The following is a 23953-nucleotide window of genomic DNA, read 5'->3' as shown; positions in this document are numbered from 1 at the left end:
TTATATGATTTGTGCTGCCTCCTGTTCAGAACATGAAATAGGAGGCTTTTTTATGTCGACAAATGTAGTAACGAAACAAAACAATGGGGTATCACAAGTATTAAAAAATCGGTTTGTTCAAGGGATTTTAGCATCAGCATTATTTTTACAAATAGGAATATGGGTTCGAAACTTTGCGGTATTACTATATGTAATGGAAATGACAAAAGGTGATGCTTTTGCTATTTCGATGATTTCAGTTGCTGAATTCGCTCCAATTTTTATTTTTTCATTTATTGGCGGTACTTTTGCTGATAGGTGGAAGCCAAAGAAGACAATGATATGGTGTGAAACGTTAAGTTCCATTTCAGTATTCGCTGTATTAATTACGCTTATGTTTGGAACGTGGAAAATTGTGTTTTTTGTGACACTCATCTCTGCAATCCTTTCACAGTTTTCACAACCATCTGGAATGAAGTTGTTTAAACAACATTTATCAACGGAACAAATTCAATTAGCAATGTCTATATATCAAACGATATTTGCAATATTTATGGTATTAGGACCAATCCTAGGGACATTTATCTTTCATAGTTTTGGAATTTATATTTCAATCATCATAACAGGTATCTCGTTTTTACTTGCGGCAGTTGTATTGTTATTTCTTCCAAAAGATCTTGAAAACGACGTAGAAAAGAAAGATATCACTCTGTTGCAGGAGATGAAGGATGGTATTAAGTATGTCAAAAAGAAAAAAGCATTAACTTTGCTAGGGCTTTGTTTTATGGCTGCAGGACTAGGTATAGGATTAATTCAGCCATTAGGTATATTTATTGTGACTGAGCAGTTAGGGTTATCAAAAGAGAGTTTACAGTGGCTATTAACAGTAAATGGTGCAGGAATGATTGTTGGCGGAGCATTAGCGATGGTATTTGCGAAAAACGTTGCTCCGCAAAAGATGTTAATTATCGGTATGCTTGGTCAAGCAATTGGTATTGGCATTATAGGATATTCTACAAATTTATGGGTGACACTTACAGCGCAGCTTTTTAGTGGTTTAGCTCTTCCTTGTATCCAAATTGGTATTAATACGCTTATTATTCAAAATAGCGATACTGATTTTATAGGTCGTGTAAATGGTATTTTAAGTCCGCTTTTTACTGGTTCAATGGTGGTAACGATGAGTATTGCCGGTTCTTTAAAAGAGATGTTTTCATTAAGTATGATGTATGAAGGGACGGCTTTACTTTTTATAATTGGATTATTGTTTATTTTACCTATATACAATTTAAAGCCAGTAATAGTGGTGGAAAGTGAAATAAGTGGTAAAGGAAGTGCTGTACAAAATGAATCCTAATCCAAATGTTAAATACCCTATTGAAGGGAATCAAAACGTTCAATTTATAAAAAATACAATAACAAAACCTAATATACTTGTTGGTGACTATTCTTATTATGATACGAAAGATGGAGAAACATTTGAAGATCGAGTATTACATCATTATGAATTTCTAGGGGATTGCCTTACAATTGGAAAATTTTGTAGTATTGCATCTGGAATTAACTTTATTATGAACGGAGCGAATCATCGAATGGATGGATTTTCAGCATATCCATTTAATATATTTGGAAATGGGTGGGAGAAGTATACACCTAGTTTGTCTGATTTACCTTATAAAGGTGATACAGTTATAGGAAATGACGTTTGGATTGGTATGGATACAACAATTATGCCCGGAATAAAAATAGGGGATGGTGCAATCATTGCAGCTAAATCTGTTGTGACTAGAGACGTTGCACCATATACAATTGTTGGTGGAAACCCTGCAAATAAAATAAAAGAGAGATTTTCAAATGAAATAATCCAAGAATTATTGCAAATTCAATGGTGGCATTTTGACATTGAAAAAATAACTGAAAATATTGATGCTATTGTCCGAGGAGATATTGAACCATTAAGAAAGCTAAAAAGGGAATAAAAAATGAATGACAAATAGTATCATACCTCCGAATTTTGTTAATGATAATAGAACAAGGAGGTGTGATACTATGGCACAAGACGTTTTATGTGAAGTAAACAACTGTAAATTTTGGGCAAACGGTAATAAATGTAGTGCAGAGGCAATTTACGTAGTAAGTCATAAAGGTAAACATGCATCTACAACGGAAGAAACAGATTGCAAAACATTTGATCCAGAAGTGTAATTTCTTTAAGGGTAGCCAAATCGTGGTTGCCCTTTTATTAATCATAGTATTGATAATAAATATCATTTTCATTCATTGTTTTTAACTTTTCTTGTTATTTTTTCATATTTTTTTCATAAGTGATGTAATCCAACTCAATTCATGTTCAATTCGTGATTTACTAAATTCAATGACTTCAGTAATAAAAGATGAGGTGACATCTAGAGTCTGAATAGCAGTAAGCTGATTATGTAGTACGTTTTGACGTACAGTCAAAATCTCTTTTCTATCCTCATAGTCAAGTTTTTCAAATAGCGCAATACGAACTAGAAATTCTGTATTGTTTGTCGCAAGTTTTTCAGGAAACTCTCGTAACATTTCAGAAAAAATTTCTTCTCCTGTTTCTGTTATATCGTACATATTTCGGTTTGGTTTTCCGACTTGTTTATGTATTTTTTTCGTTATAGCACCCATATTTTCAAAGCGCCGAAGGGCAGGGTAAAGCATGTTGTGATTTAACTCAAAATTCTCACCTAAACGATTTTGAACATTTTTTTTGATTTCATATCCATGTTTTGGTCCTGTCGTTAATTCTGCTAGCAGTAAAATGTCAACGTACATAAAACTCCCCCTTATATATTTCTCAAGTTCTCTAATGAAAACTCTCCTTTTGTATATGTTAAAATAACATATGATAGTTTATACAACTTTGAACTGCCGACCTATCACTTTTATTGTAAAAGAAAAGGGAGGAAAGAACTATGGCTTCACCTGAAAATGTTATTTTAGTTCATGAAATTTCAAAGCTGAAAACAAAAGAAGAGTTATGGAATCCATATGAATGGTATCGTTTGATGAGGGATAATCACCCAGTTCATTATGATGAAGAGCAGGATGTATGGAATGTTTTTTTATACGATGATGTAAATCGTGTTTTATCAGATTATCGCTTATTTTCAAGTAGAAGGGAGCGCAGACAATTCTCAATTCCTCCTTTAGAAACTAGAATAAATATAAACTCTACAGATCCACCAGAACATCGCAATGTACGTTCCATTGTTTCTAAGGCATTTACTCCAAGAAGTTTAGGACAGTGGAAACCTCGAATACAGGCTATCGCAGATGAACTTGTACAACATATCGAAAAATGTAGTGAAGTTAATATCGTTGAACAGTTTGCTGCACCTTTACCTGTTACCGTTATTTCTGATTTATTAGGAGTCCCAACAACAGATCGTAAAAAAATTAAAGAATGGTCTGATATTTTATTTATGCCGTATAGTAAAGAAAAGTTTAATGATCTGGATGCCGAGAAAGGGATAGCATTAAATGAATTCAAAGCATACCTTCTACCGATTGTTCAGGAAAAGAGATATCATTTAACCGATGATATCATATCTGATTTAATTCGAGCTGAATATGAAGGCGAAAGATTAACCGATGAGGAAATTGTAACCTTTTCATTAGGTTTACTAGCGGCTGGGAATGAAACCACTACAAATTTAATTATTAATAGCTTTTATTGCTTTTTAGTAGATTCACCTGGAATTTATGAAGAGTTAAGAAAAGAACCTAACTTAATTTCAAAAGCGATTGAGGAAGTATTACGCTATCGCTTTCCTGTTACATTGGCCCGGAGGATTACAGAGGATACAAATATATTTGGTCCTTTAATGAAAAAGGATCAGATGATTGTTGCGTGGGTTAGTGCAGCGAATTTAGATGAGAAAAAATTTTCACAAGCCTCTCAATTTAATGTACATCGAACAGGAAATGAAAAACATTTAACCTTTGGGAAAGGTCCTCACTTTTGCTTAGGAGCACCACTTGCACGTTTAGAAGCTGAGATTGCATTAACTACCTTTATAAATGCTTTTGAAAAAATAGAGCTATCTCCATCTTTCTGTTTAGAAACATGTATATTAGAAAATGAACAAACATTAAAATACTTACCTATTCGATTGAAAGCCAAATAAAAATCATAACAAGGTGCATACATTTGCATCTTGTTTTTTGTTTCTCAATTGTGAGTTTTCGGAAATTACCTTAATATGGAATTATATAAAGCGTAGAGGAGGATTCTTATGTTGACTTGTAATGGAAGTAAATCATTTCAAAAGTTTATTAAAGGTGTTACAGATCTTATGGAAAACAGTTTATTTGAAGAAGAAATAGTGTGTGGCATTGAAAAATTATTAGAAGAACTTTTAGAAAAGAAAACATGGCTTCCGTTAGATAAACAGAAGGCCAATTTGACTCAATATGCACGACATTTATTGTATGAAGATCCGCTCAAACGTTTTGAAGTACTAGCTCTCGTATGGAAAGATGGACAATCTACACCTTTACATGATCATGACGGCACATGGGGAGTAGAAGGCGTATTTTCAGGAAGGATAATGGTGCAGAACTTTATACAAACGAAACAACTTGGAAATTCACTTGTTTATTTAACACATACAGGAAATCTTTATTTGGGAGAAGGAGAAACTGATAAAGTAATTCCACCAGCGGATTGTCATATTCTTGAAATCAGCAAAAATGAAAGCGTTATTACGATTCATGTCTATGGAAAACGGTTAGAAAAGTTTAAAGTATATATCCCAACTGAAGAAAAAAATGTGTACATGTGTGAGACAAAATACATTAGTTATAATTCATAGTTTAAAATCCGAAGCTTTTTTAAAAAGAAAAGCTTTGGATTTTATTTTTAATTATTTCTTGACCTGAAACGCTTTTCATAAATTATAAATAAGAAGTACCTCACGAGGGTTGTATGAAAACGATACCTAATAATTAATTAAAACTCGTGTATTTATAGAAAGTGGTGAAGAAATAATGAAATTAATCGCAATTGATTTAGATGGAACTCTTCTTTCAGGGAATAAAATGATAAGTAAAGAAAATGCAGAAGCAATTCGAACATGTCAAGAAGCTGGTCATGTTGTAGCAATTTGTACAGGACGTTCTATTGTTGACATTGAGCGATTATTGTTAGAAGTTGATTTAGAGTGTCCAATCATTGCGGAAAATGGCGCCCTTATATATAAAGATAAAAAAATGATGAAGAGATATCCAATTCAAAATATGCAGGCACTTGAAATTGTAGAATATCTTGAAGAGAATGGTTTATATTATCAGCTTTATACTGATAAAGGTGTGTATGTGCCGGATTATGGAGTAGAGAGTGTACGTAATGAAATTGAGTATGTGAAGAATTCAAAAGAAAATTTCGACTTGAAAGAGTTAGAAACAATCGCAGCATTATATCTTGAGCATACAGCGTTTCATAGTGCGGAAAGTTGTAAACCAATTGTAGAAACAGATATATATGTGCATAAACTATTACCATTTTCTTATGATATTGAGAAATTAAAAAAACTAAAAGAAACATTTCTTCATAATACAGATTTAGCAATTACATCTTCATATTGGCACAATTTAGAGATTAATCATCGAGATGCTCAAAAAGGGAATGGATTATATACTTTAGCAGAACATCTTAATATTTCGGTTGAAAACACTGTAGCGATAGGTGATGGGCTAAACGATGTTTCTATGATGGAAAAAGCAAACATATCAATTGCAATGGGGAATGCAGTTGAAGAAATAAAAGCAATGTGCAAATACGAAACGTTATCAAATGAAGAACATGGTGTGGCACATGCTTTATATAAATATGTAATGTAATTAAAAAAGAAAAAAGAATCCAAATGGATTCTTTTTTCTTTTTATTAGGGGTAAGGTATTCTATGAGATTCATAGAAGCCTTATTACATTTTATTATATAGAATATATTGGAATAAATGTTTATATTTTTCATAAAAATTGTGAATATTTTATGAACTTTATATTTATTGCATGTTTATACCGCTATTAGTGACACGTATGACTCTCAAGTGAAAATTCAGTGAATGTAAGGAGGAATTCAAGTTACCTAGACAATAAGTGAGGAATCAACGAAATATATACTAATTAAAGGTATATTCAGTATATATATTCTTTTCTTATTTTAATTGAAAAATAAAATTTGTTCGAATAATTATTCTACAGCTATATACCTACACTAGCTTTCTTCGTATAATGGAGAAGTATGAATTTTACATTTGTATTAATTTTACATATTGAGGTGAAAAAGGAATGAATTCGCGGCTAATGGAACTTATTGATGTGAGTACAATAGAAACCATGGCAGAACAATTTTATAAATTAACTAACATATCACATCAACTTCTTGATGCTGAAAAAGAGTGTGTTTTTTCATTCGGAATGAATGAGATGAAAAAGAGTAAACTTCCAAAGATTGAAATCCCCATTTTCTTATACAATCAACATTTAGGATCTTTTGTTGTATGGTCCAAAAAAAGTGAAATTTTCAGTTGTCAAAAATACTTTGAAATGCTCTCGAATTTAATTTTAGATGGTGCAATAAAAATATTTCAAAGTAAAAATACAACGTTGCTTTCTCGGAAAGAGGAGGAACTACATACGATTTTACAAAACATGCCTGTTATGGTCGATGCGCTTGATTATAATGGAGATTTTGTTTTGTGGAATCGAGAATGTGAAATTGTAACCGGTTATACCGCTGAAGAAATAATTGGAAATCCCAATGCACTGCAATTATTGTATCCTAATCATAATTATCGCCATCAAATACAAAAGAAATTTTTAACTTGTGGAAAAAATTTCAGAGATTGGGAAATGCACTTAACATGTAAAAATGGTGAAATCAAAACAATAATGTGGTCGAATATATCAGAACAGTTTCCTGTAACAGGATATAGTTATTGGGCTGTTGGTGTAGATATTACCCATTTAAAAGCGATAGAAGAGCAGTTAAAACAACAAACATCTGAACTGGAATTAATTTTTAAAGCTTTACCGGATTTATGTTTCTTAACAGAAGATGATGGTACAATCATAGATTACAAGGCAGGATCTCCTACAAAGTTTTACGTACCCGCAGAAGCTTTTATGGGAAAAAAGTTTTACGAAGTATTACCATCTTCAGTAGCACAGCAGTTTCAGGAAGCCATTAATCAAGTGAAGGAAAAAGGAACGAATGTAATTGTAGAATATCCACTCACACTTAATGGAAGTATTGATTTCTTTGAAGCGAGGTGCTTACCATTATTACATGATAAAATTATGATTATTGTACGCGACATTACAGAGCGAAAAAAGACAGAAGAATTGTTAAACAAATCAGATACACTTGCAGCAATTGGTCAATTAGCAGCTGGCGTGGCTCATGAAGTAAGAAATCCTTTAACTGTAATTAAAGGTTTTATACAGTTATTCCAAATTAATAAAGAAGATCAAGAAAGATATTTTGATCTTATGCTTTCTGAAATTGAAAGGATAGAAGCAATCCTACAAGAATTTCTATCAATTGCTAAAACAGATGAGATAAATACAGAAAAGAAAAATATTTATCAAATTTTTAAAAATGTCGTATCGTTAATGAATACAAAAGCAATTATGACAAATATTCAAGTTGAACTATTTACGGATGACAAAGATATAATTATTGAATGCTCAGAAAATCAATTGAAACAAGTATTTATTAATATTTTGCAAAATTCAATCGAAGCTATGCCAAATGGTGGGGAAATTTCAATTCACATAAAAGAAATAAATGATGATGGTGTCATCATTCATGTAATAGATGAAGGAATAGGAATACCTGAAGAAAGAATTAAGAGATTAGGTGAACCTTTTTATAGTACGAAAGAAAAAGGGACTGGTATTGGATTAATGTTAAGTTATAAAATTATTGAAAGTCATCAAGGGACAATTAGTATCATGAGCGAGGTTGGTGTCGGGACAACAGTAACTATTCACTTACCGAAAGTACTAAGTAAACAATCTCTTTCTAATTGTGACGACAAATGTATAACGATACCCACTAGTAGTAATTCTTAAATGAATTAATACCCAATAACAAAGCGATTAGTGAAAACTAAGCTTTTTGTTATTGGGTATTTTTTATATTTAATTTAGTAAACTTTACCTTTTCTTTACCTTTGTTTTAATTTCTATTAAGTTTTAAACATTATATTAATATTTGTACAAAGCAATGTATAGAAATTGTACATTACTTTTAATATAGAAATGTGATTATTATTTGGAATATTGTAAGGAGGAGATTATGACAAGGTGAAAAAGCAAGAGAAGAAAAGTGGGAGAGTAGTACCTCTCCGGTTAAATATTTTATTCCTTTGTGTATTTTTATTATTTTCTGGCATTATTATTCAGTTAGGGAAAGTACAAATTTTTGATGGAGAAACATATAAAAATGAAGTAGAGAAGAGAGAAAATACAACCGTGGGTCTTTCTGTACCACGTGGGAAAATATTTGATCGTGAAGGAAATCCAGTAGTTGATAATAAGTCTTTACGTACAATTACATATACAAAGGTGAAAGGTGTAAAACAAGAAGAAATATTAAAATCAGCAAGACAACTTGCAGATATTATTGAAATGCCACAAGAAGATATAGATAAGTTAACGGAGACTGATAAGAAAGACTTTTGGATGCAATTAAATCCAGAACTTACTCAAGACTTAGTATCAAAAAAAGAAATAGATAAGTTCCGAGATAAGGATATTACCGGAAAAGAGCTAGACAAAAAAATAGAAGATTTAAAAAGGAAGCGCGTTACAGATAAAAATCTTCAAGAATTAACGGCTAAAGATATAGAAGTGTTAGCTATTAAAAGCAAAATGAACTCAGGTTTTCAAATGGCACCTCAAATTATTAAAAAGAACGTTAGTGAACAGGAATATGCGGTGATTAGTGAAAATTTAGCGAACCTTCCAGGGGTAGATGCATCAGTTGATTGGGAGAGAATCTATGTAAATGATGGGTTATTCCGTTCTGTCCTTGGTAACGTTTCAAATGCTGATGAAGGATTGCCACGTGAAAGATTAGATTATTATTTAGTGCGTGATTATAGCCGAAATGATAGGGTCGGCAAAAGTTATATAGAACAGCAATACGAAGATGTACTTCATGGTACAAAAAAAGAAGTAAGAAGCATTGCTGATAAACAAGGAAATACTATTAGAACGGAAACTGTTACTGAAGGGAAAAGCGGTAAAAATTTAACTTTAACAATAGATATGGAATTGCAAAAAAAAGTAGAGGAGAGTATAGAAAAAATATTAAAACAATATAAAGGATCAGAATCAATGTTAGACCGTGCTTTCGTAGTGATGATGAATCCAAAAAATGGCCAAGTATTATCAATGGCTGGGAAAAAGCTTGTAGAAAAAGACGGGAAAATGGAAGTAGAAGATTATGCTTTAGGCACGCTGACTAGTTCTTATGAGCTTGGATCAACGGTTAAAGGTGCGACAGTGTTAACAGGGTTTGAAACAAATGCAATAACTCCTGGAACACATTTTTATGATGCACCTATGAAGTTTAAAGGAACTAAGGAGAAGAAGTCTTGGAAAAATTTTGGTGATATAGACGATCTAAGAGCGTTACAAGTTTCTTCAAACGTTTATATGTTTAATATAGCATTAAAAATTGCTGGCGTGGATTATGTGAAAAATAGTTCACTAGATATTAAACAAGAATATTTTGATAAAATGAGGTATTATTTCAGGCAATTTGGACTAGGCGTACAAACTGGTATTGATTTACCAAATGAAACTGCAGGACAAATTGGAAGAAAAGATAATCAGCCTGGTTTCTTATTAGATTATTCTATTGGACAATATGATACGTATACACCACTTCAGCTTGCACAATATATTTCCACTATCGCAAATGGAGGGTATCGAATGAAACCACAAATTGTTCAAGAGATTAGAGAACAAACCGTTCAAAAAGATGAGGTTGGTAAAGTAGTACAATCAATAGAACCCGTTGTTTTAAATAGAATTGATATGAAACAAGAATATATTAATCAAGTAAAAGAAGGATTTAGAAAAGTATTTCAAGAAGGAGATGGAACGGGAGTAAGAGCGTTCCAAAAAGCACCATATAAACCAGCTGGTAAAACAGGGACCGCACAAACTGTATATGGTGGAGAAAATGATATTGGGCGAAATGAGAAAGGCGACCGTAGAGAATGTTATAATTTAACATTAGCTGGATATGCGCCATATGATGATCCAGAAGTAGCATTTTCTGTTGTAGTACCGTGGGTTAAAAATGATAAATCAGGCATTAACTCCGATATTGGAAAAGAAGTTTTAGATGCTTATTTTGATTTGAAAAATAAGCGATTAACTGGTGAAGCGCCAAAAACAGATGACTCTAAAGAGAATTAAAATGGACGAAACGTCTCTAGCATTCATGTGAACTAGAGGCGTTTTTATCTGGGAATAGATTAGAAATGAGGTATATATGAAGCTGTTTATTCTAAAATATTGGAGGAACATAGGTAGCTACATCATAATAATAATTGAGATTATATTTATTAATAACTCTTTTTTTATTTTAATGAGCTAAAATAATTCTATTAACGATTCACGTTTTGTAAAATAAATCATATATTGATAGCATAGGACAAGCAGAAAAGCTTGTTCTAACCTCACAGAACACTCCTTATCACGGTTAGGCATCTACATAGGTAGATGCCTTTTTTTATGTTGATGACTGAAAATTATTTATCAACATAATGTTGCAAGCACATTAGGACTATTAGGGGACGATTACATGTACAAATAACAGTATGCTTAATTAAAATAGTGAAATGTAAGGAGTGAGGAATAAGTGCTAAATATTTTAGTAGTTAATTTTCCAGCAGAGGGACATGTAAACCCTACATTAAATTTAGTAAAAGCCTTTACTGAACGAGGGGATAATGTACATTATATTACAACGGCAAACTTTAAGGGTAGAATTGAAGATTTAGGAGCTACTGTACATACTCATCCGGATCTATTAAAGGGGATTTCTATTGATGCTGAAACCTCATCTGGGTTAAATGCTTTCTTTCATGTGCATGTTCAAACTTCTTTATATATATTAGAAATTACGAAACAATTAAGTGAAAGCATAAATTTTGATTTCGTAATTTATGATATATTTGGTGCGGGAGAGTTAGTAAAGGAGTATTTAAAAGTTCCAGGTGTAGTGTCCTCACCTATATTTTTAATTCCTTCAGAGTTTTTGAAGACATTACCTTTTCATCCAAATGCAGATATACCATTCCAACCAGAGAAGATCTCTGAAAAATTATTAAACCAGATGGAACATGAATTTGGAGTAAAACCAAACAATAATCTTCAATTTATGAATAATAAGGGTGATGTTTGTCTCGTATACACAAGTCGTTATTTCCAACCTAATAGCGAATCATTCGAAGAAAATAACATTTTTATTGGACCGAGTATTTCAAAGCGTAAAACAAATATAAAGTTTCCATTGGAATCACTTAAAGAAAAGAAAGTTATTTATATTTCAATGGGAACACTGCTTGAAGGACTCGAACCATTCTTTAATACTTGTATTGATACTTTTTCAGATTTTGATGGGATAGTTGTAATGGCAATTGGTGATAGAAATGATATTTCTAAAATTAAGAAAGCACCAGATAATTTTATAATTGCTCCATACGTACCTCAATCAGAAATATTAAATGAAGCAGATGTTTTTATTACACATGGTGGTATGAATAGCGTACACGATGCCATTCATTATAATGTCCCATTTGTAATAATACCGCATGATAAAGACCAGCCAATGATAGCGCAAAGATTAACTGAGCTTGAAGCGGCACATAGACTATTGAAAGAACATGTTAATGTGCACACTTTAAAAGAGGCCGTAACAGATGTTCTTTCAAATGAAAAGTATAAACATGGTATAAGAAAACTTAATGATAGCTTTTTAGAATGTGGTGGTTCAAAAGAAGCAATTGCAGTTATTGAATCTCTTTTAAATAAAGTAAAACTTTAATCGATAGGGATTTTACTACCCATAAATAGCGGGATAAATAGTCGTAACTGTATACAAGCATAGAGGTTCTCACCTTTATGCTTGTATATTCTTATCCAGCAAATTGTACAGCAGTATTTGCATGTAAAAAAGCAGTATCAAAAACGGGAACAGTGAGATCATTTTGGGAGATGAGTAAAGGTATTTCAGTACAGCCTAATAATATACCTTCAGCGCCGTTTTGAATTAATGATTTTGTAATTTGTAATAGCTTTTCTTTAGATGTTTCTGAAATGATCCCTCTACTTAATTCATCTAATATGACATGGTGGATAAAAGTTCTTTCCTCGTCATTTGGGATAATTGTCTCAATGTTATATTTCGCTAATCGTGATTTATAGAAATCTTGCTCCATCGTTTGTTTTGTTCCTAATAGTCCGATACGTTTTATATTCTGTTCTACCATTTCTTTAGCACTTACATCACCAATGTGAAGAAGCGGGATAGATATTGCTTGTTCTACTTCCTCGGCAAATAGATGTACGGTATTTGAACACATTAATAAACATTCAGCCCCAGATTTTTCAACTTTCTTTGCAACTGTAACTAGTTCATTTTTCACTTCTTCATATTGATGGTTTTGTAATAAAGTAGTTACTTCACCAAAGTCCATACTATATAAAACTAACTTTGCATTTTGATCGTATTGAGAGAGTGTAAGTGTATTAATATGTTTATAGTATAATGATGTAGATTCCCAACTTAATCCTCCAATCAAACCAATAACTTTCATAATGCATTCCTCCCGAAACGATTTTGAATTTATTATTTCATAATTCCGATAAGAATACAATGATTTAAATGATCTATTTAACAAAAAATAAAAATAGTAAGAAAAGTGTTGAAATTTACATTCTTTAGTGCCATAATACGAATTACAAATTAATACTTATCCAGAGAGGTGGAGGGAACGGCCCTAAGAAACCTCAGCAACCCCTATGCAATTTTATAGGAAGGTGCTAATTCCGCAGAGGACACGATGTGTTTTTTGAAAGATAAGAGGATTCTTGAACGTGACAGAAAATGACCTCTTATGTAAGAGGTCATTTTTTTGTTGTATAGAAAGGGAGTGTCGATGCATAATTCATTTTTAAATTAAATATAGAGTAATAAAAGTTGACTAATATGAGAGGGGAATTGTCATGAACAAATTATCAACAAAGTTAGTAGTAGCAATCGGTATTGGAGCAGCATTATACGGGATATTAGGGCTTTGGGGATTTTCTATTGCACCGAATACATTTATTAAACCAGCATTAGCTATATTAACTGTTTTTGGAGCATTATTTGGTCCAGTGGCAGGACTGTTAATCGGACTTATCGGTCATACCGTAACAGATACGATTGCTGGATGGGGGATTTGGTGGGGCTGTTATCCTACCTTATTAATTTGTCCACTACACCAAGTTAAAAAGGAATTAAAAGACACAGTGATGTGTATTTTTTTTACCCCAAAAAATTAACCTATCTTAAAAAATGTCCGGTATGGTAATATATTTGTTAAGGGTATTTTTGGAAGTTGTAAAGTAGTTTCAGATAGGGGGAGAAATTTGGATAAAATCACTGAATATAAGGGGTATTGGGGAATTAGTTATAAGAGAATTAGAGGGGATCAATTATATGAAGTAATGGTAGCTGGTATCACCAAAAGATATAATGATTTTTTATACATGATGGTTATGGGTACAAATGGAAAAGTTTATTTTGATACTTATAAATATCTAAATGAAGAACTAGGAAATGAGGGATTTAGCAAAAGAGAATTAGCACTTCGTGCTTTAAAGTTACTTTATTCATACATTGAGCTTTTTAATACAGACATAAGATATTTAGATGTGGATGATAAGAAAAAAATTATAACTTTCCTGCAAGGTGGTCAAGGTATTGGACAATATATATTGTATGATTTTATAACTGTACGGAAGAATGCTACTGTTAATTCTTATTTAGGGGTGTATAGAAAATTTTTTCGTTTTTTAGGGATAAAAGGAAACGTATTTGAAGAACAAAGTGGGGTTAAAAAAATTATAGGTAGTGGTAGTGCTTTTAACTCTAAAGCTAATGCAATAGAAGTACAAAAATACTCAATGAACTTAAAGGAAGTTAAAACAAAGATAGTCCCTAAATACATAAAATATACTGAATATTTAGAAATAATGAATTTAATTGAGGATAAATACACACTTCGAGAGAAGATTATAGTCAAATTAATGTATGAATACGGGCTTAGAATTGGTGAGGTTTTAGGTTTAACTTTAGAGGACATTCAAGGAGAGCATATAACAAAACAAAAAGGTAGGTGTCGATTAATATTAAGGAATCGTTTTACAGATAAGCCTTGGCAATACACAAAAGGTTGTTTAAAGATTATATCACGCAGTAATTACAATAATGAGATTTATAATACAGAAGGTGGTGGTTTTCAGATTATTAATATTTCACCTACAACATTTAATTTAATTCAAGAATATATTGATGAAACCACTTCTCCTTTTTCTCTGAGTGATAAAGCCTACAAAAATTACTCGGAGAAAAATATAGCCGATAAAGTTAGTCAAATGGATATTGATAGAAACGCATATATCTTTCTTAGTAAGAATTACACACCAATAGCTGGTGGAGCTTGGAATATGATTATGAAAAACATTTTTCAACAAGTTGGGATCCAAATTGATAGAGGAAAGAAAACTGATAATCTTAACCATCGTTTTCGTCATGGTTTTGCAATGTTTAAGGTATTACATGAAGCGTTTGATGAGATTAAGTTAGCATATGTTATGCGTCATTCAAATACTAACAGTGTGAGCGCGTATTTTAATCCAACGGAAGATGACTTAATTGTTTTCGCTATTAAGCAAGATAAGCTAACTAAGAGAGGTTTAAGGCTATGACAACAGCACCGAATTCATGGGAATTTGATAAATTCCCAACTAAATTAAGTAAGACATTTAAACAGTATGTAGAAAATAATCTAAAAAATGAAGAGTTTAAATCTTTGTTTTGGAATTTCTTTGAGGATCGTTATTTGCATCAATGTTTTTCTTTATATATTCGCAATTCAATTCGTTATAATTTGGAAAGATTCTTATACAGTATATTGAGAAATTACACTATCCGGCATTTTTCTTGGAAACAATATTGTGTGAGTATGAAGTGTATTCGAGAATATAAGACTTGGAGTGATAAAACCAAGAGGATAGCAAGAAAAATGTTGTCCGATTTATATCTTTACACGATAGAAAATATACATTTGAATATAGTAGATTTTAATGAACTAAAAGAAAATAAAGAATTTCTGATTCAGGAAGAACGAAGGACCACCTTAGGAAAAAATGAGTATTTCTTAGATCGAATTAGCACTAACTTTCCTCTTGGTAGTTCACTAGACCAGCTGCACTTTATTGCGGAAGGTCAAATGATAACGAGAGATTATAAGAGTAGTAAAGCCAACATACTTAACTTGAATATTTCTAACAGTCAAATAAAAGCCTTACTTATAGGATTTTATCAAAGTGAAGAACAACAACCTCTTTTACTAAGGTATTTTTTATACTTGTTTCGTTACAGTTTAATGTCGATGAATAAGGAACCGCATTCTATTACTGATTTTACGTTCGAAGTTTTTAAAAAACAGTATCGATTTTATCAAAATCAAAGGCTTAATGAGTTAACTCTTGTATTTAATGAAAAAAGTTATAAACTTTCTCGATATCTCGTTCGATTTTATATGTATCTTTGTAAGGTTATAAAAGAGCAACATATTCAACATAATATTTTTGAGGGAACGTTCTACAACGAACACATTTTAGGGAAAAAATGTTTCTCTGTTTACTATGAAAAAGGATATAAGTTAATTCATTATAATCCTTTTGAAGAGGTACCGTTGGAAAATAGATGGCAACTAATACCTTCTGATGGCTATGCAAACACTAATAAAAATAGGCCGTGTGGTATTGATTTTTTACAAATTAAAGATAAGTCTCTACGCGAAGATTTAAAATATTATGCTTGGAAACAAACTAGTATGTCGGTGAGAACGATGGCGAGAAATATTTATACAATCATTGAATTTTTGAATTTTATCTCTAGCTATAAACAATTAAACAAATTTGGTGAGAATGTTTATGTGAATGCGGATTTGTTGGAACAGTGGAGTTTCTATATAGGTGGTAAAGAAACAAATACAAATACAATAAATGGTTATATCAAGGGGTGTAGGAGTTTTTTAAAATTTTATAAAAAGAAATATCAAATTCCGATCTTGTTAATCGATATGCTTAGGCAAAAACCTCAAGATTATGATGGTGGAAATCCAATGACTAAACATGATATCAATTTGTTTTCTAAAAAGTTTCAAGAAAAAAGGTCACAAAGTATTATGGGGGAACTTTGTTATATAATTTTTAATTTGGCGACTACAACCAAAATTCGTTTTGGGGAAATATTAAATTTAGAAAGAGACTGTATTTTAGAGAAATATGAGCAAGCTGGTGTAATTAAATACTATTCAAAAGGATCTGGTAATCAAAAGATTAAAGTGACTCTAACAATTGAAAAAATTAATCTTATTGAAAAGGCCGCAAGTCTCACAGAAAACGCATACAGTAAAGCTAGTACAGATATTAAAAAATATATTTTTTTGAAGGAAGATGACCAAATAAAAGGGAGGATCATAGATTTTACTTGGCAATTTTGGAATGTTTTTTCTAAGAATCAAAAAGAATTAGAAGGACAACTTGATGGTAAATATCGTCCTTATGATCTTCGATCTACTTTTATAAATAATATATATACCGAAGGTATAAATGATAAAATACCAACTTCTGTAATCGTTCAAATGTCTGGAAATAGTATTCATACAGCTAAGAAGTATTACCGTAAAGCTACTGAAGCTCAAACATATGCTGAAATTTTTGCAGGAGTTACAGTCTCATCAGTCGATGTATATGGGAACATTTTAGAAGAAAAAGATGTTGAGGTTCTTAATCCAGTAGAAGATGGACTTGGTGGATGTAATCAAGGAAGTTGTGTAATTGAAGAAGAACAATACGAATGCCTTATTTGTCCTCATTTCGCTACTACCACCAATAGAATACCGTTATTTAAGAAACACATAACAAGGCTAAAAATACTAAAAGAGGGTATATTAAATAGCCAAGAACGAGGAATAATTGAAGCACAACTTAAATTATATACAGCCTATTATGTAAAACTACTTGAAAAAAATGGAGGTGAGCAAGATGGAGAAAAAGTTTAAATCCTTAAAAGAACTACCAACTTATAAAAATGTACGAGCAGAACTTATCAATTTAAACCTAAAAACTTTTGTGGATTTTTCTATAACTCCTAATATAAATTTTGCAGATGATTTATGGGAATTTGGTGAATTTAAAAGATTTTCAAATGAGGATTGGGCGTATAGTTATGATTTTACTCAATTTGATACAATATATAAAAATTATGCTAAATATATGATTTTAAGAGAGTTATTTAATAGACACCTACGTTTTACAACTGTAAAGAAAAGATTCTATTATGTTAGAGATCTCATTTATTATTTATCTAATCATTATATGTACTATCCTAATCTTATTGATGCTTCTTTTCTTAAAGGATTTTTAGCTAATGTACCATCTGAACGGAATTTAACAGATAAAAAACAGGCTATTAAGACGTTTTTGTCAGAGATAGAACTTAGGGTACCTAATGTTAATTTTTCGGATTGTTATAAATATCTTAATAAACACGACAGTAGGAAAATTAAAATTGAGAGAGAACAAGGGAAGCATAAATTTGTTCCACTGGATATACACAACAAAATAATTTCTCTCGCCATCCAAGATTTAAGAAATGAAGATTTACTCATTACTCAACGTGCGGCTGCTTGTATGATTGTTTTATTAGCTGACACTGGAATGCGTGTCGGTGAATTCAGGATATTGGAAATAAATAAGTTAGACGAAATAAAGGTTACAGGTGAAGATGATGTCTTTTATTATCTTAACTTTAAGACTTACAAGACAGTAAAAGAAAAAGAATATAAATGGACTAGAAGTTTTATAACAGAAAATGCCCTACTTGCATATAACAAACTTACTGAGATATACAAAGAAAGAAGGAAAACACAATATTTATTTGTAAACGATAAGGGGGTAGAAGTGTCAAAAACTTTATTACGTTACCGCCTAGTGCAATTTTTTTATCGACATCAAAATCAATTACAGCTGGATAAAATTGTAGATCATGAGGTAAGTCAATTTGCTGTGACAAGAAAGAGAAACTATAAATCGCTAAAATTTGTTCCAAATGATGAAATGGATAAAGATATATACTATGTTACTTTTCATCAATATCGAGTCGTATTAGCTACGATTTTATACAATAAGGGTTATCATCTAGACTTTATTCGCCAACACATGAATCATTTAACTGAAGAAATGACTCAACATTATATTCGATTTAACGAGATTGAAAAATTAGAAGTAAATGCGATTGAAACGTTGAGAAAGAGGTCAACAAAGGATGGTTTGACACTTAATACGAATATATATGAAACCTCTGATAAATATATAATGGAAGAACTTCGAACTGAAGAATATCAAGAAGTTTACAACCAAATAAATAAATTTTTGAAAAATAATAAACTAAATATTTTTACAGATATAGATGAGATCATATCTAAACTTTCAAGAACTGACAATCCAATCGCAGATACAGAATTAGGTATATGTGCAAAGTCTTTCAACAAATTATGTGAACGTAATCAATATATATCAAGTATTAACGATGCTTATTATCTTGGTGTTCAGATTCATTCGTTAGAAGAATTACCATTCTCTTTAAAACGATTCCAAGAAAAAGCGAACATCGTTGCATACAATGAAAAATTGTACAAGAAAAATCCCAAATATCGTAATGAACTTGAAAGGGAATTAAAAGGTATTAAAAAGTATATTGAACGAAAGTTGAATCCCGAGCTAATGTTACTTAAAGATGAAATAGGTTCGGGAGGGGTTTGTGATAGATATCCTGAGTTAGAAGGTATTGCAAGTAGTATTAATGATATTGAAAAGGAAGTGGAAAAATGGAGCGAGAAAACATTATAGTTGCAACCCAGGAATGCTTAAAACAGTTTAATTTAGGTGATTTAAGTTTTTATAAGGAAAGTACTCAAGAACAATTTTTCACGATTGAACGATATTTCCTCGAAACCGAAGAACGAATTAATAAAACACTTAAAGAAATTAAGTCGGTAAACTTCAATATTCGTGGGATATGTAGGGCAATAAATATTTCTAAAAGTACCGTTTATAACAATCCGAATACATTGCGTTTATATATTGAGAAACGTATTGATGATATTGAAAAGCAAGATTTATTATCAAAAAATAAACAAAGAAAAACACAGGAACGAATGTCAGAACTTGAAAACTTTATTGATAAAGCCATTATAGATCAAATAGAATTTAATAATTTGAAAGTACATAATGAACACTTGCAAGCTGAGGTTCATCGACTTGCTGAAAAAAATAAATTATTGGGCTTAGAACGTGCCGAACTTGTAAAAAAAATAAATGATATGGAATTAGAACTTAGGCGGTTACGAAATAAAAAAGGAACTGTCATTTCATTTACTCAGGATAATATTTAATTTATTTAGTCAATGTTTGTAAACAATATTGCTAATTAATCCATATCAAAATCAAAAGTGCGCTCTAATCTTTAAATTTGAAGGGATGGCAAATGAAAAAGAGAAAGTTGAATCCTGATGTAAACTGAAATGACATCTATTATTTCTATATATTGTAGCGTCTGTATACGTAGTACCTGCTATTAATGGTATCTTTAGTAAAATTGAAGAATATGTAGGCTAAAGCATCCATAGCGGTGCTTTTTTGTTATATAGGATAATATCATATAGGAGTAGAAGCCATGTATATGATAAAAAAGAGCAATTCTGGTAGGAATCCTGATTGTTCCTTGAAATGTATCCTATATTTGCACCAGAACCGGTTAAAATTAAGATGGTCTAGGTGGAGGAAGGAATCTTATGGTGTCTTTTTAGTGAGTTCATTTATATAATTATATTATATAAATGAACTGATTACAGAAAGGTAAGTGAATATTATAATTAATTTTGAACCATTTAATCCAACAATAAATGACATAGTAATCAAACTTGCTATGGTACTGTTTATACCGTTATTCTTAGCATTGTTTGTCAAAGTCATCCTTATGAAATTCATGATAGTAGGAACTAATTTTATAGTGTATAATATTAAATTACCAACAAAAGTAGATACTTCTTAAAATATAGATACCAAGGTGGATATGTTCTGACTAAAAATAAACAATTTTTATCTAGATATAAGTTGTGTACCATTCTTAATTTGTTTAATAAAAAATTCAATTTGAGGGAAGGCGAGTTTCTAATTCTTGTTTAAGTGTTAAGAACCTATTTAAAATGGTATCATTCTCTACTTCCTCAATTAATTTTAATCTCCTATCTAGTAGGTTTTTATTTTGAAATAAATCTAATTCCTTTTCAATATTTTTCAATTCTTTTTCATATTTAATGTCGAATTTTACATTTGAATAATCAAATGCCGCTAGGATGGGGGCATTATCTTGTTTTTTTGTATTAGGATTAATAATATATCGAGCCATTACTTCATTCAGTGCTCTGTCATTAGTCACAAATATAGGTATTTTATCATATTTGATTTCTCGACATACATTAACAACCCAAGCTAAATCAGTAGCAGCGTTCCAAACCCCGTGAATATAAGAATCTCTTTTAGATAAATGTTTCTTTTTTTTAATGTGAATTAAACTCTCCATACCTTTTCCATTGCTTAGTTTAAATCCACCAAAGATTAAAATAGCAACTCCTAAGTGTGCTAGACTTATAAAATCTAATTTCTCAGTGATAAATTGAAAATAACTTCTTAATTTCTCATGATTTTTTTGCTTTCTGTCATCTATAAGTTGTTTTATCTTTAAAATACATATATACGACATAATTAAATTTGTAGTGATATAGGGGAGATCAATAGCTTTAAAAAGAGGTTCCATTATTTCCTTTAGGAAATTTAAGTTATTATTAGATTGGAATTTCCCGGTAGGATATAATACTTGTGATACAGATAAATCTGATAATATATATTCAATACAGTCTACTCTTTTTACGAATTTAGGTATGTTCAAAGAATAATTATTTAAAATATCCCTACAACTTTCATTTAATGCTTGATCCGTATTATATGAAACCTTAAATTCCTTAATGAATTTTATCATATCAAAAAAGTCAGTTAAGGTTTCTAAGTCATTACTTTTTTTCCAACTATCAATAGTTTTTAAAGGATCTAAAAAATAATTTTCTATATAGATGCAGATGTTGGAATCAAGTATTAATATATACTTATTAATATCATACTTCTTTAAAAAGTTTTCTATATTTATACAACGATTTCTGTTTGTAATGGGTGATGAGTATAAAAATGGCATTGGATCATTCCTTATTTAAATTGTTAATATGTATTATATCAATTAATATACTTATTGAACATTAAAAAATTATTTTAGACTAATAGAATTACATCAATTTATATTTAATTGATGATAATTATACCTATATTGTTAACATAAATAAAAGAAGAGGAATTACCAAAATTTTCCTAATGCATAATAAAACATATAACAGATATTAATTCGTTTTTTATATTCTAACACCTTTAATTTTATAGATTTTAGAGTGAGGTTTTTCAACAAAAAAGCTAAGTGCAATTACGTTAATGGGAATGATTATATTTAAAATTATCTATATAAAAATTATGGTATTATATAGCTATATTAGGAATTGAGGAGGTATATTTTTGGGTTTTGAAAGAATACCTATATTACTAAAACGATACGATTTTAAGTCGAAAATGAATATATGCCAACAATACTCAAGAGAAATTATGTCTATTAATGGATTGGTAAGTTCTCAAAAATTAATAGACAATGTGTTACCGTGGGAATTAGAGACGTTTGCTTTATTTTCTACCATTACATTCAAAGAGTATTCTAACCGTAATTTTGAAGACCCAAAAGAACAAAAAAATTTCATTAAGATAATTAATACAATTAAAAATTATATACCACCAATATTAGAGGATTCTAAAAATAACAATAAATTTTTGGATTATTTTTTAATAGTTACTGGGTTAAATCAACTCCAAATACAGGAGAATATAAGGTATAAGCTCTATAGGTATTCTTATATTTTTAATTTTGAAAATGAGACTATAAATATGAAACAAGAATTCTTTAAGAAATTTGGATGCTATTATACTGAATTTAAGAAAATAGGCTTTATTATTCATTGTCTTTGTACTAAAGAGCTAAATGGATTTTTAAGTCCCAATATCCAAGATTATATATTTAAATCGTACCATCATGTAATTAAACACCTTCTTATCGAACGTGAAAATTACATATTGCTTCAAGAATAAATTACCAAAGATATTACTCATTATATATACGGGTTCAAATATTTCTACCAATTCCCTTTTATTTCTTATGATCAAGAGATTTTTTTACCATTACCTCATCTTATTATGCAATCTGAAACAGAGTAGAAGAACAGAGTAGAATGGCGATCAATTGCCCATCCTAATGGCATTCCAATCTTTCTCGTTTCTTTCTCGTTTTATCTTTTTACAATGATTTAAATGTAAACTAATAATAAAAGTTTACATTGGAACATTTTATTAAAATTTTTATACAATAGAGTGTAATTAAAAATGTATTAATATGAAAATGGTATTTTTTTCGTGCAAAAAGCCTAGTTCTTACTAGGCTTTTTGTTCAACCCATTTATATTCTACACAATAAACTCCAAAGTAAAGCATTATTCAAAAGTTTATATTCTAACACTTTTTTTGAAATTTAACGTATAATGTTATGAGCATTTACAACATAGTCTTGGTCGACATAAGAAAAACCACTGCGATTGCTGTGGTTTTTCTTATTAGGGGTCGCCATACAAAAAAGAAAATCGTACGTGTAGACACAATTTGGAAACAAACTAACTATTTTCTTGTACTTTAATAAAAAACAACTGCAAGAGTTGTAGTTTTTATGTTTATGTTTTATGTTTTCTTTTCCCTTTTTGCATTCATCTTTTAATCAGATGAATGCTTTTTTTAGTACATAATAAAAAAATAAAAAAAAACCAGAAAAACTGTCACAAAATCCGTTTTTCTGGTTTCTATATAATACAGGCATCAAATTGAGAGTGAGGTTTTAACTAACATGTTAGCCATAGAAAATGAAGAAAGTCATGCTTCTGATATGACTTTTGAAGATTTATTTAAGCAGTACTATGTTTACGCTGTGAAACAGATCATATGGATTGTTAAAGAACAATCTATCGCTGAAGAGTTAGCTCAAGAAGTATTTTTACAATTATATCGTTCCGATTGGAAAGCAATTGAAAACATACCTGGATGGTTGATTAAATCTTCTACTTATGTAGCTTATAACCATTTGCGATCTGAAAAAAGGCATCAAGCGAAGATTGATAAGGAAATACAATACCACGAAGTACAAAATGTCTCATCATTAGACGATGATTGGATAAGAAAAGAAGAAATTACAAAAGTACAAACGATACTAAATAAAATGAATGATCGAGACCGAACCCTTTTACTAATGAAATTCTCTGATTTTCAATATAAAGAAATTGCAGAAGTACTTCAAACTGAGATATCTTCTATTGGAACGTTATTAGTCCGAGCCAAAATGAAATTCCGCAAGATTTATAAACAAATGGAGGAGGCATAA

At 30.5% G+C, this 23953-nt stretch carries 18 protein-coding genes, 1 pseudogene and 1 riboswitch; of the genes and pseudogenes, 16 read left to right on the top strand and 3 right to left on the bottom strand.

What is annotated here, in order from left to right; all coding sequences use genetic code 11:
- Positions 1-52: 52 nt before the first annotated feature.
- The 3 genes from CGQ22_RS13565 (at position 53) to CGQ22_RS13555 (ending at position 2184) form a co-directional block, all read left to right on the top strand.
- The gene (locus CGQ22_RS13565; RefSeq protein WP_000106397.1) at positions 53-1336 is read left to right on the top strand and encodes an MFS transporter; all 1284 of its coding nucleotides are present in this window, start codon (positions 53-55) and stop codon (positions 1334-1336) included.
- Entirely contained in the window at positions 1326-1958 is a 633-nt protein-coding gene (locus CGQ22_RS13560) for a Vat family streptogramin A O-acetyltransferase (protein ID WP_001069256.1), read from the top strand. Before CGQ22_RS13565 ends, CGQ22_RS13560 begins: the two co-directional genes overlap by 11 nt.
- A gap of 70 nt (positions 1959-2028) precedes the next feature.
- Positions 2029-2184, top strand: coding sequence for a DUF1540 domain-containing protein (locus CGQ22_RS13555; RefSeq protein ID WP_000046095.1), 156 nt, complete (start codon positions 2029-2031; stop codon positions 2182-2184).
- 102 nt (positions 2185-2286) lie between these two features.
- Here the strand turns inward: CGQ22_RS13555 and CGQ22_RS13550 are convergent, their stop codons facing one another.
- Complete coding sequence (locus CGQ22_RS13550; protein ID WP_000289125.1) at positions 2287-2784, bottom strand: PadR family transcriptional regulator; 498 nt, start codon at positions 2782-2784, stop codon at positions 2287-2289.
- A gap of 140 nt (positions 2785-2924) precedes the next feature.
- Here CGQ22_RS13550 and CGQ22_RS13545 point away from each other — a divergent pair, with 140 nt between their 5' ends.
- The 6 genes from CGQ22_RS13545 to CGQ22_RS13510 all read left to right on the top strand — a co-directional run bounded on the left by CGQ22_RS13545 (position 2925) and on the right by CGQ22_RS13510 (position 12085).
- A complete protein-coding gene (locus CGQ22_RS13545) occupies positions 2925-4139 on the top strand; it encodes a cytochrome P450 (protein ID WP_061884232.1) in 1215 nt (404 codons plus the stop codon).
- A 108-nt stretch (positions 4140-4247) separates the two neighbouring features.
- Entirely contained in the window at positions 4248-4826 is a 579-nt protein-coding gene (locus CGQ22_RS13540; protein ID WP_000954441.1) for a cysteine dioxygenase family protein, read from the top strand.
- Between the two features lie 175 nt (positions 4827-5001).
- A complete protein-coding gene (locus CGQ22_RS13535; RefSeq protein ID WP_000766388.1) occupies positions 5002-5853 on the top strand; it encodes a Cof-type HAD-IIB family hydrolase in 852 nt (283 codons plus the stop codon).
- Between the two features lie 450 nt (positions 5854-6303).
- On the top strand, positions 6304-8091 hold the full coding sequence (locus CGQ22_RS13525; RefSeq protein WP_001088564.1) for an ATP-binding protein: 1788 nt from the start codon (positions 6304-6306) through the stop codon (positions 8089-8091).
- 234 nt (positions 8092-8325) lie between these two features.
- A complete protein-coding gene (locus CGQ22_RS13520) occupies positions 8326-10452 on the top strand; it encodes a peptidoglycan D,D-transpeptidase FtsI family protein (RefSeq protein WP_000743782.1) in 2127 nt (708 codons plus the stop codon).
- Positions 10453-10897: 445 nt separating this feature from the next.
- Positions 10898-12085: a macrolide family glycosyltransferase gene (locus CGQ22_RS13510; protein WP_000932162.1), complete on the top strand. Its 1188-nt coding sequence runs from the start codon at positions 10898-10900 to the stop codon at positions 12083-12085.
- Between the two features lie 91 nt (positions 12086-12176).
- Here CGQ22_RS13510 and CGQ22_RS13505 read toward each other — a convergent pair whose 3' ends face one another.
- Entirely contained in the window at positions 12177-12857 is a 681-nt protein-coding gene (locus tag CGQ22_RS13505) for an aspartate/glutamate racemase family protein (RefSeq protein ID WP_000864394.1), read from the bottom strand.
- 153 nt (positions 12858-13010) lie between these two features.
- A riboswitch (SAM riboswitch) is annotated at positions 13011-13126 on the top strand.
- 140 nt (positions 13127-13266) lie between these two features.
- On the opposite strand from CGQ22_RS13505, the pseudogene CGQ22_RS13500 reads away from it, so the two are divergent.
- From CGQ22_RS13500 to CGQ22_RS13480, 5 genes and pseudogenes are all read left to right on the top strand, one after another.
- Positions 13267-13494, top strand: a pseudogene (locus tag CGQ22_RS13500) (ECF-type riboflavin transporter substrate-binding protein); the annotation flags it as partial.
- A 180-nt stretch (positions 13495-13674) separates the two neighbouring features.
- Positions 13675-15015, top strand: coding sequence for a site-specific integrase (locus tag CGQ22_RS13495; protein ID WP_089148837.1), 1341 nt, complete (start codon positions 13675-13677; stop codon positions 15013-15015).
- Entirely contained in the window at positions 15012-17381 is a 2370-nt protein-coding gene (locus CGQ22_RS13490) for a tyrosine-type recombinase/integrase (RefSeq protein WP_089148836.1), read from the top strand. The genes CGQ22_RS13495 and CGQ22_RS13490 overlap by 4 nt, the downstream gene beginning before the upstream one ends.
- Complete coding sequence (locus CGQ22_RS13485; RefSeq protein WP_089148835.1) at positions 17365-19230, top strand: tyrosine-type recombinase/integrase; 1866 nt, start codon at positions 17365-17367, stop codon at positions 19228-19230. The genes CGQ22_RS13490 and CGQ22_RS13485 overlap by 17 nt, the downstream gene beginning before the upstream one ends.
- Positions 19209-19775 (top strand): hypothetical protein, encoded by a 567-nt coding sequence (locus CGQ22_RS13480; protein WP_089148834.1) that lies wholly within the window; start codon positions 19209-19211, stop codon positions 19773-19775. The genes CGQ22_RS13485 and CGQ22_RS13480 overlap by 22 nt, the downstream gene beginning before the upstream one ends.
- A gap of 755 nt (positions 19776-20530) precedes the next feature.
- Here CGQ22_RS13480 and CGQ22_RS13470 read toward each other — a convergent pair.
- Entirely contained in the window at positions 20531-21631 is a 1101-nt protein-coding gene (locus CGQ22_RS13470; protein ID WP_089148832.1) for a hypothetical protein, read from the bottom strand.
- Between the two features lie 368 nt (positions 21632-21999).
- Here CGQ22_RS13470 and CGQ22_RS13465 point away from each other — a divergent pair, with 368 nt between their 5' ends.
- Both CGQ22_RS13465 and CGQ22_RS13460 read left to right on the top strand, forming a co-directional pair.
- A complete protein-coding gene (locus CGQ22_RS13465; protein ID WP_089148831.1) occupies positions 22000-22620 on the top strand; it encodes a hypothetical protein in 621 nt (206 codons plus the stop codon).
- Positions 22621-23422: 802 nt separating this feature from the next.
- Positions 23423-23953: an RNA polymerase sigma factor SigX gene (locus CGQ22_RS13460; protein ID WP_089148830.1), complete on the top strand. Its 531-nt coding sequence runs from the start codon at positions 23423-23425 to the stop codon at positions 23951-23953.

Origin of the sequence: Bacillus sp. M13(2017) (assembly GCF_002218325.1) — a bacterium.
Taxonomy (GTDB): domain Bacteria; phylum Bacillota; class Bacilli; order Bacillales; family Bacillaceae_G; genus Bacillus_A; species Bacillus_A thuringiensis_K.
Note: the sequence above shows the minus strand (reverse complement) of the source record. Positions and strands in the feature narration are given on the sequence as shown.

Coding starts and splice junctions, on each gene's coding strand:
- CGQ22_RS13470 (WP_089148832.1), bottom strand. CDS start 21,631: ATGCCATTTTTATACTCATCACCCATTACAAACAGAAATCGTTGTATA.
- CGQ22_RS13545 (WP_061884232.1), top strand. CDS start 2,925: ATGGCTTCACCTGAAAATGTTATTTTAGTTCATGAAATTTCAAAGCTG.
- CGQ22_RS13535 (WP_000766388.1), top strand. CDS start 5,002: ATGAAATTAATCGCAATTGATTTAGATGGAACTCTTCTTTCAGGGAAT.
- CGQ22_RS13525 (WP_001088564.1), top strand. CDS start 6,304: ATGAATTCGCGGCTAATGGAACTTATTGATGTGAGTACAATAGAAACC.
- CGQ22_RS13565 (WP_000106397.1), top strand. CDS start 53: ATGTCGACAAATGTAGTAACGAAACAAAACAATGGGGTATCACAAGTA.
- CGQ22_RS13480 (WP_089148834.1), top strand. CDS start 19,209: ATGGAGCGAGAAAACATTATAGTTGCAACCCAGGAATGCTTAAAACAG.
- CGQ22_RS13485 (WP_089148835.1), top strand. CDS start 17,365: ATGGAGAAAAAGTTTAAATCCTTAAAAGAACTACCAACTTATAAAAAT.
- CGQ22_RS13550 (WP_000289125.1), bottom strand. CDS start 2,784: ATGTACGTTGACATTTTACTGCTAGCAGAATTAACGACAGGACCAAAA.
- CGQ22_RS13555 (WP_000046095.1), top strand. CDS start 2,029: ATGGCACAAGACGTTTTATGTGAAGTAAACAACTGTAAATTTTGGGCA.
- CGQ22_RS13560 (WP_001069256.1), top strand. CDS start 1,326: ATGAATCCTAATCCAAATGTTAAATACCCTATTGAAGGGAATCAAAAC.
- CGQ22_RS13540 (WP_000954441.1), top strand. CDS start 4,248: ATGTTGACTTGTAATGGAAGTAAATCATTTCAAAAGTTTATTAAAGGT.
- CGQ22_RS13490 (WP_089148836.1), top strand. CDS start 15,012: ATGACAACAGCACCGAATTCATGGGAATTTGATAAATTCCCAACTAAA.
- CGQ22_RS13460 (WP_089148830.1), top strand. CDS start 23,423: ATGTTAGCCATAGAAAATGAAGAAAGTCATGCTTCTGATATGACTTTT.
- CGQ22_RS13505 (WP_000864394.1), bottom strand. CDS start 12,857: ATGAAAGTTATTGGTTTGATTGGAGGATTAAGTTGGGAATCTACATCA.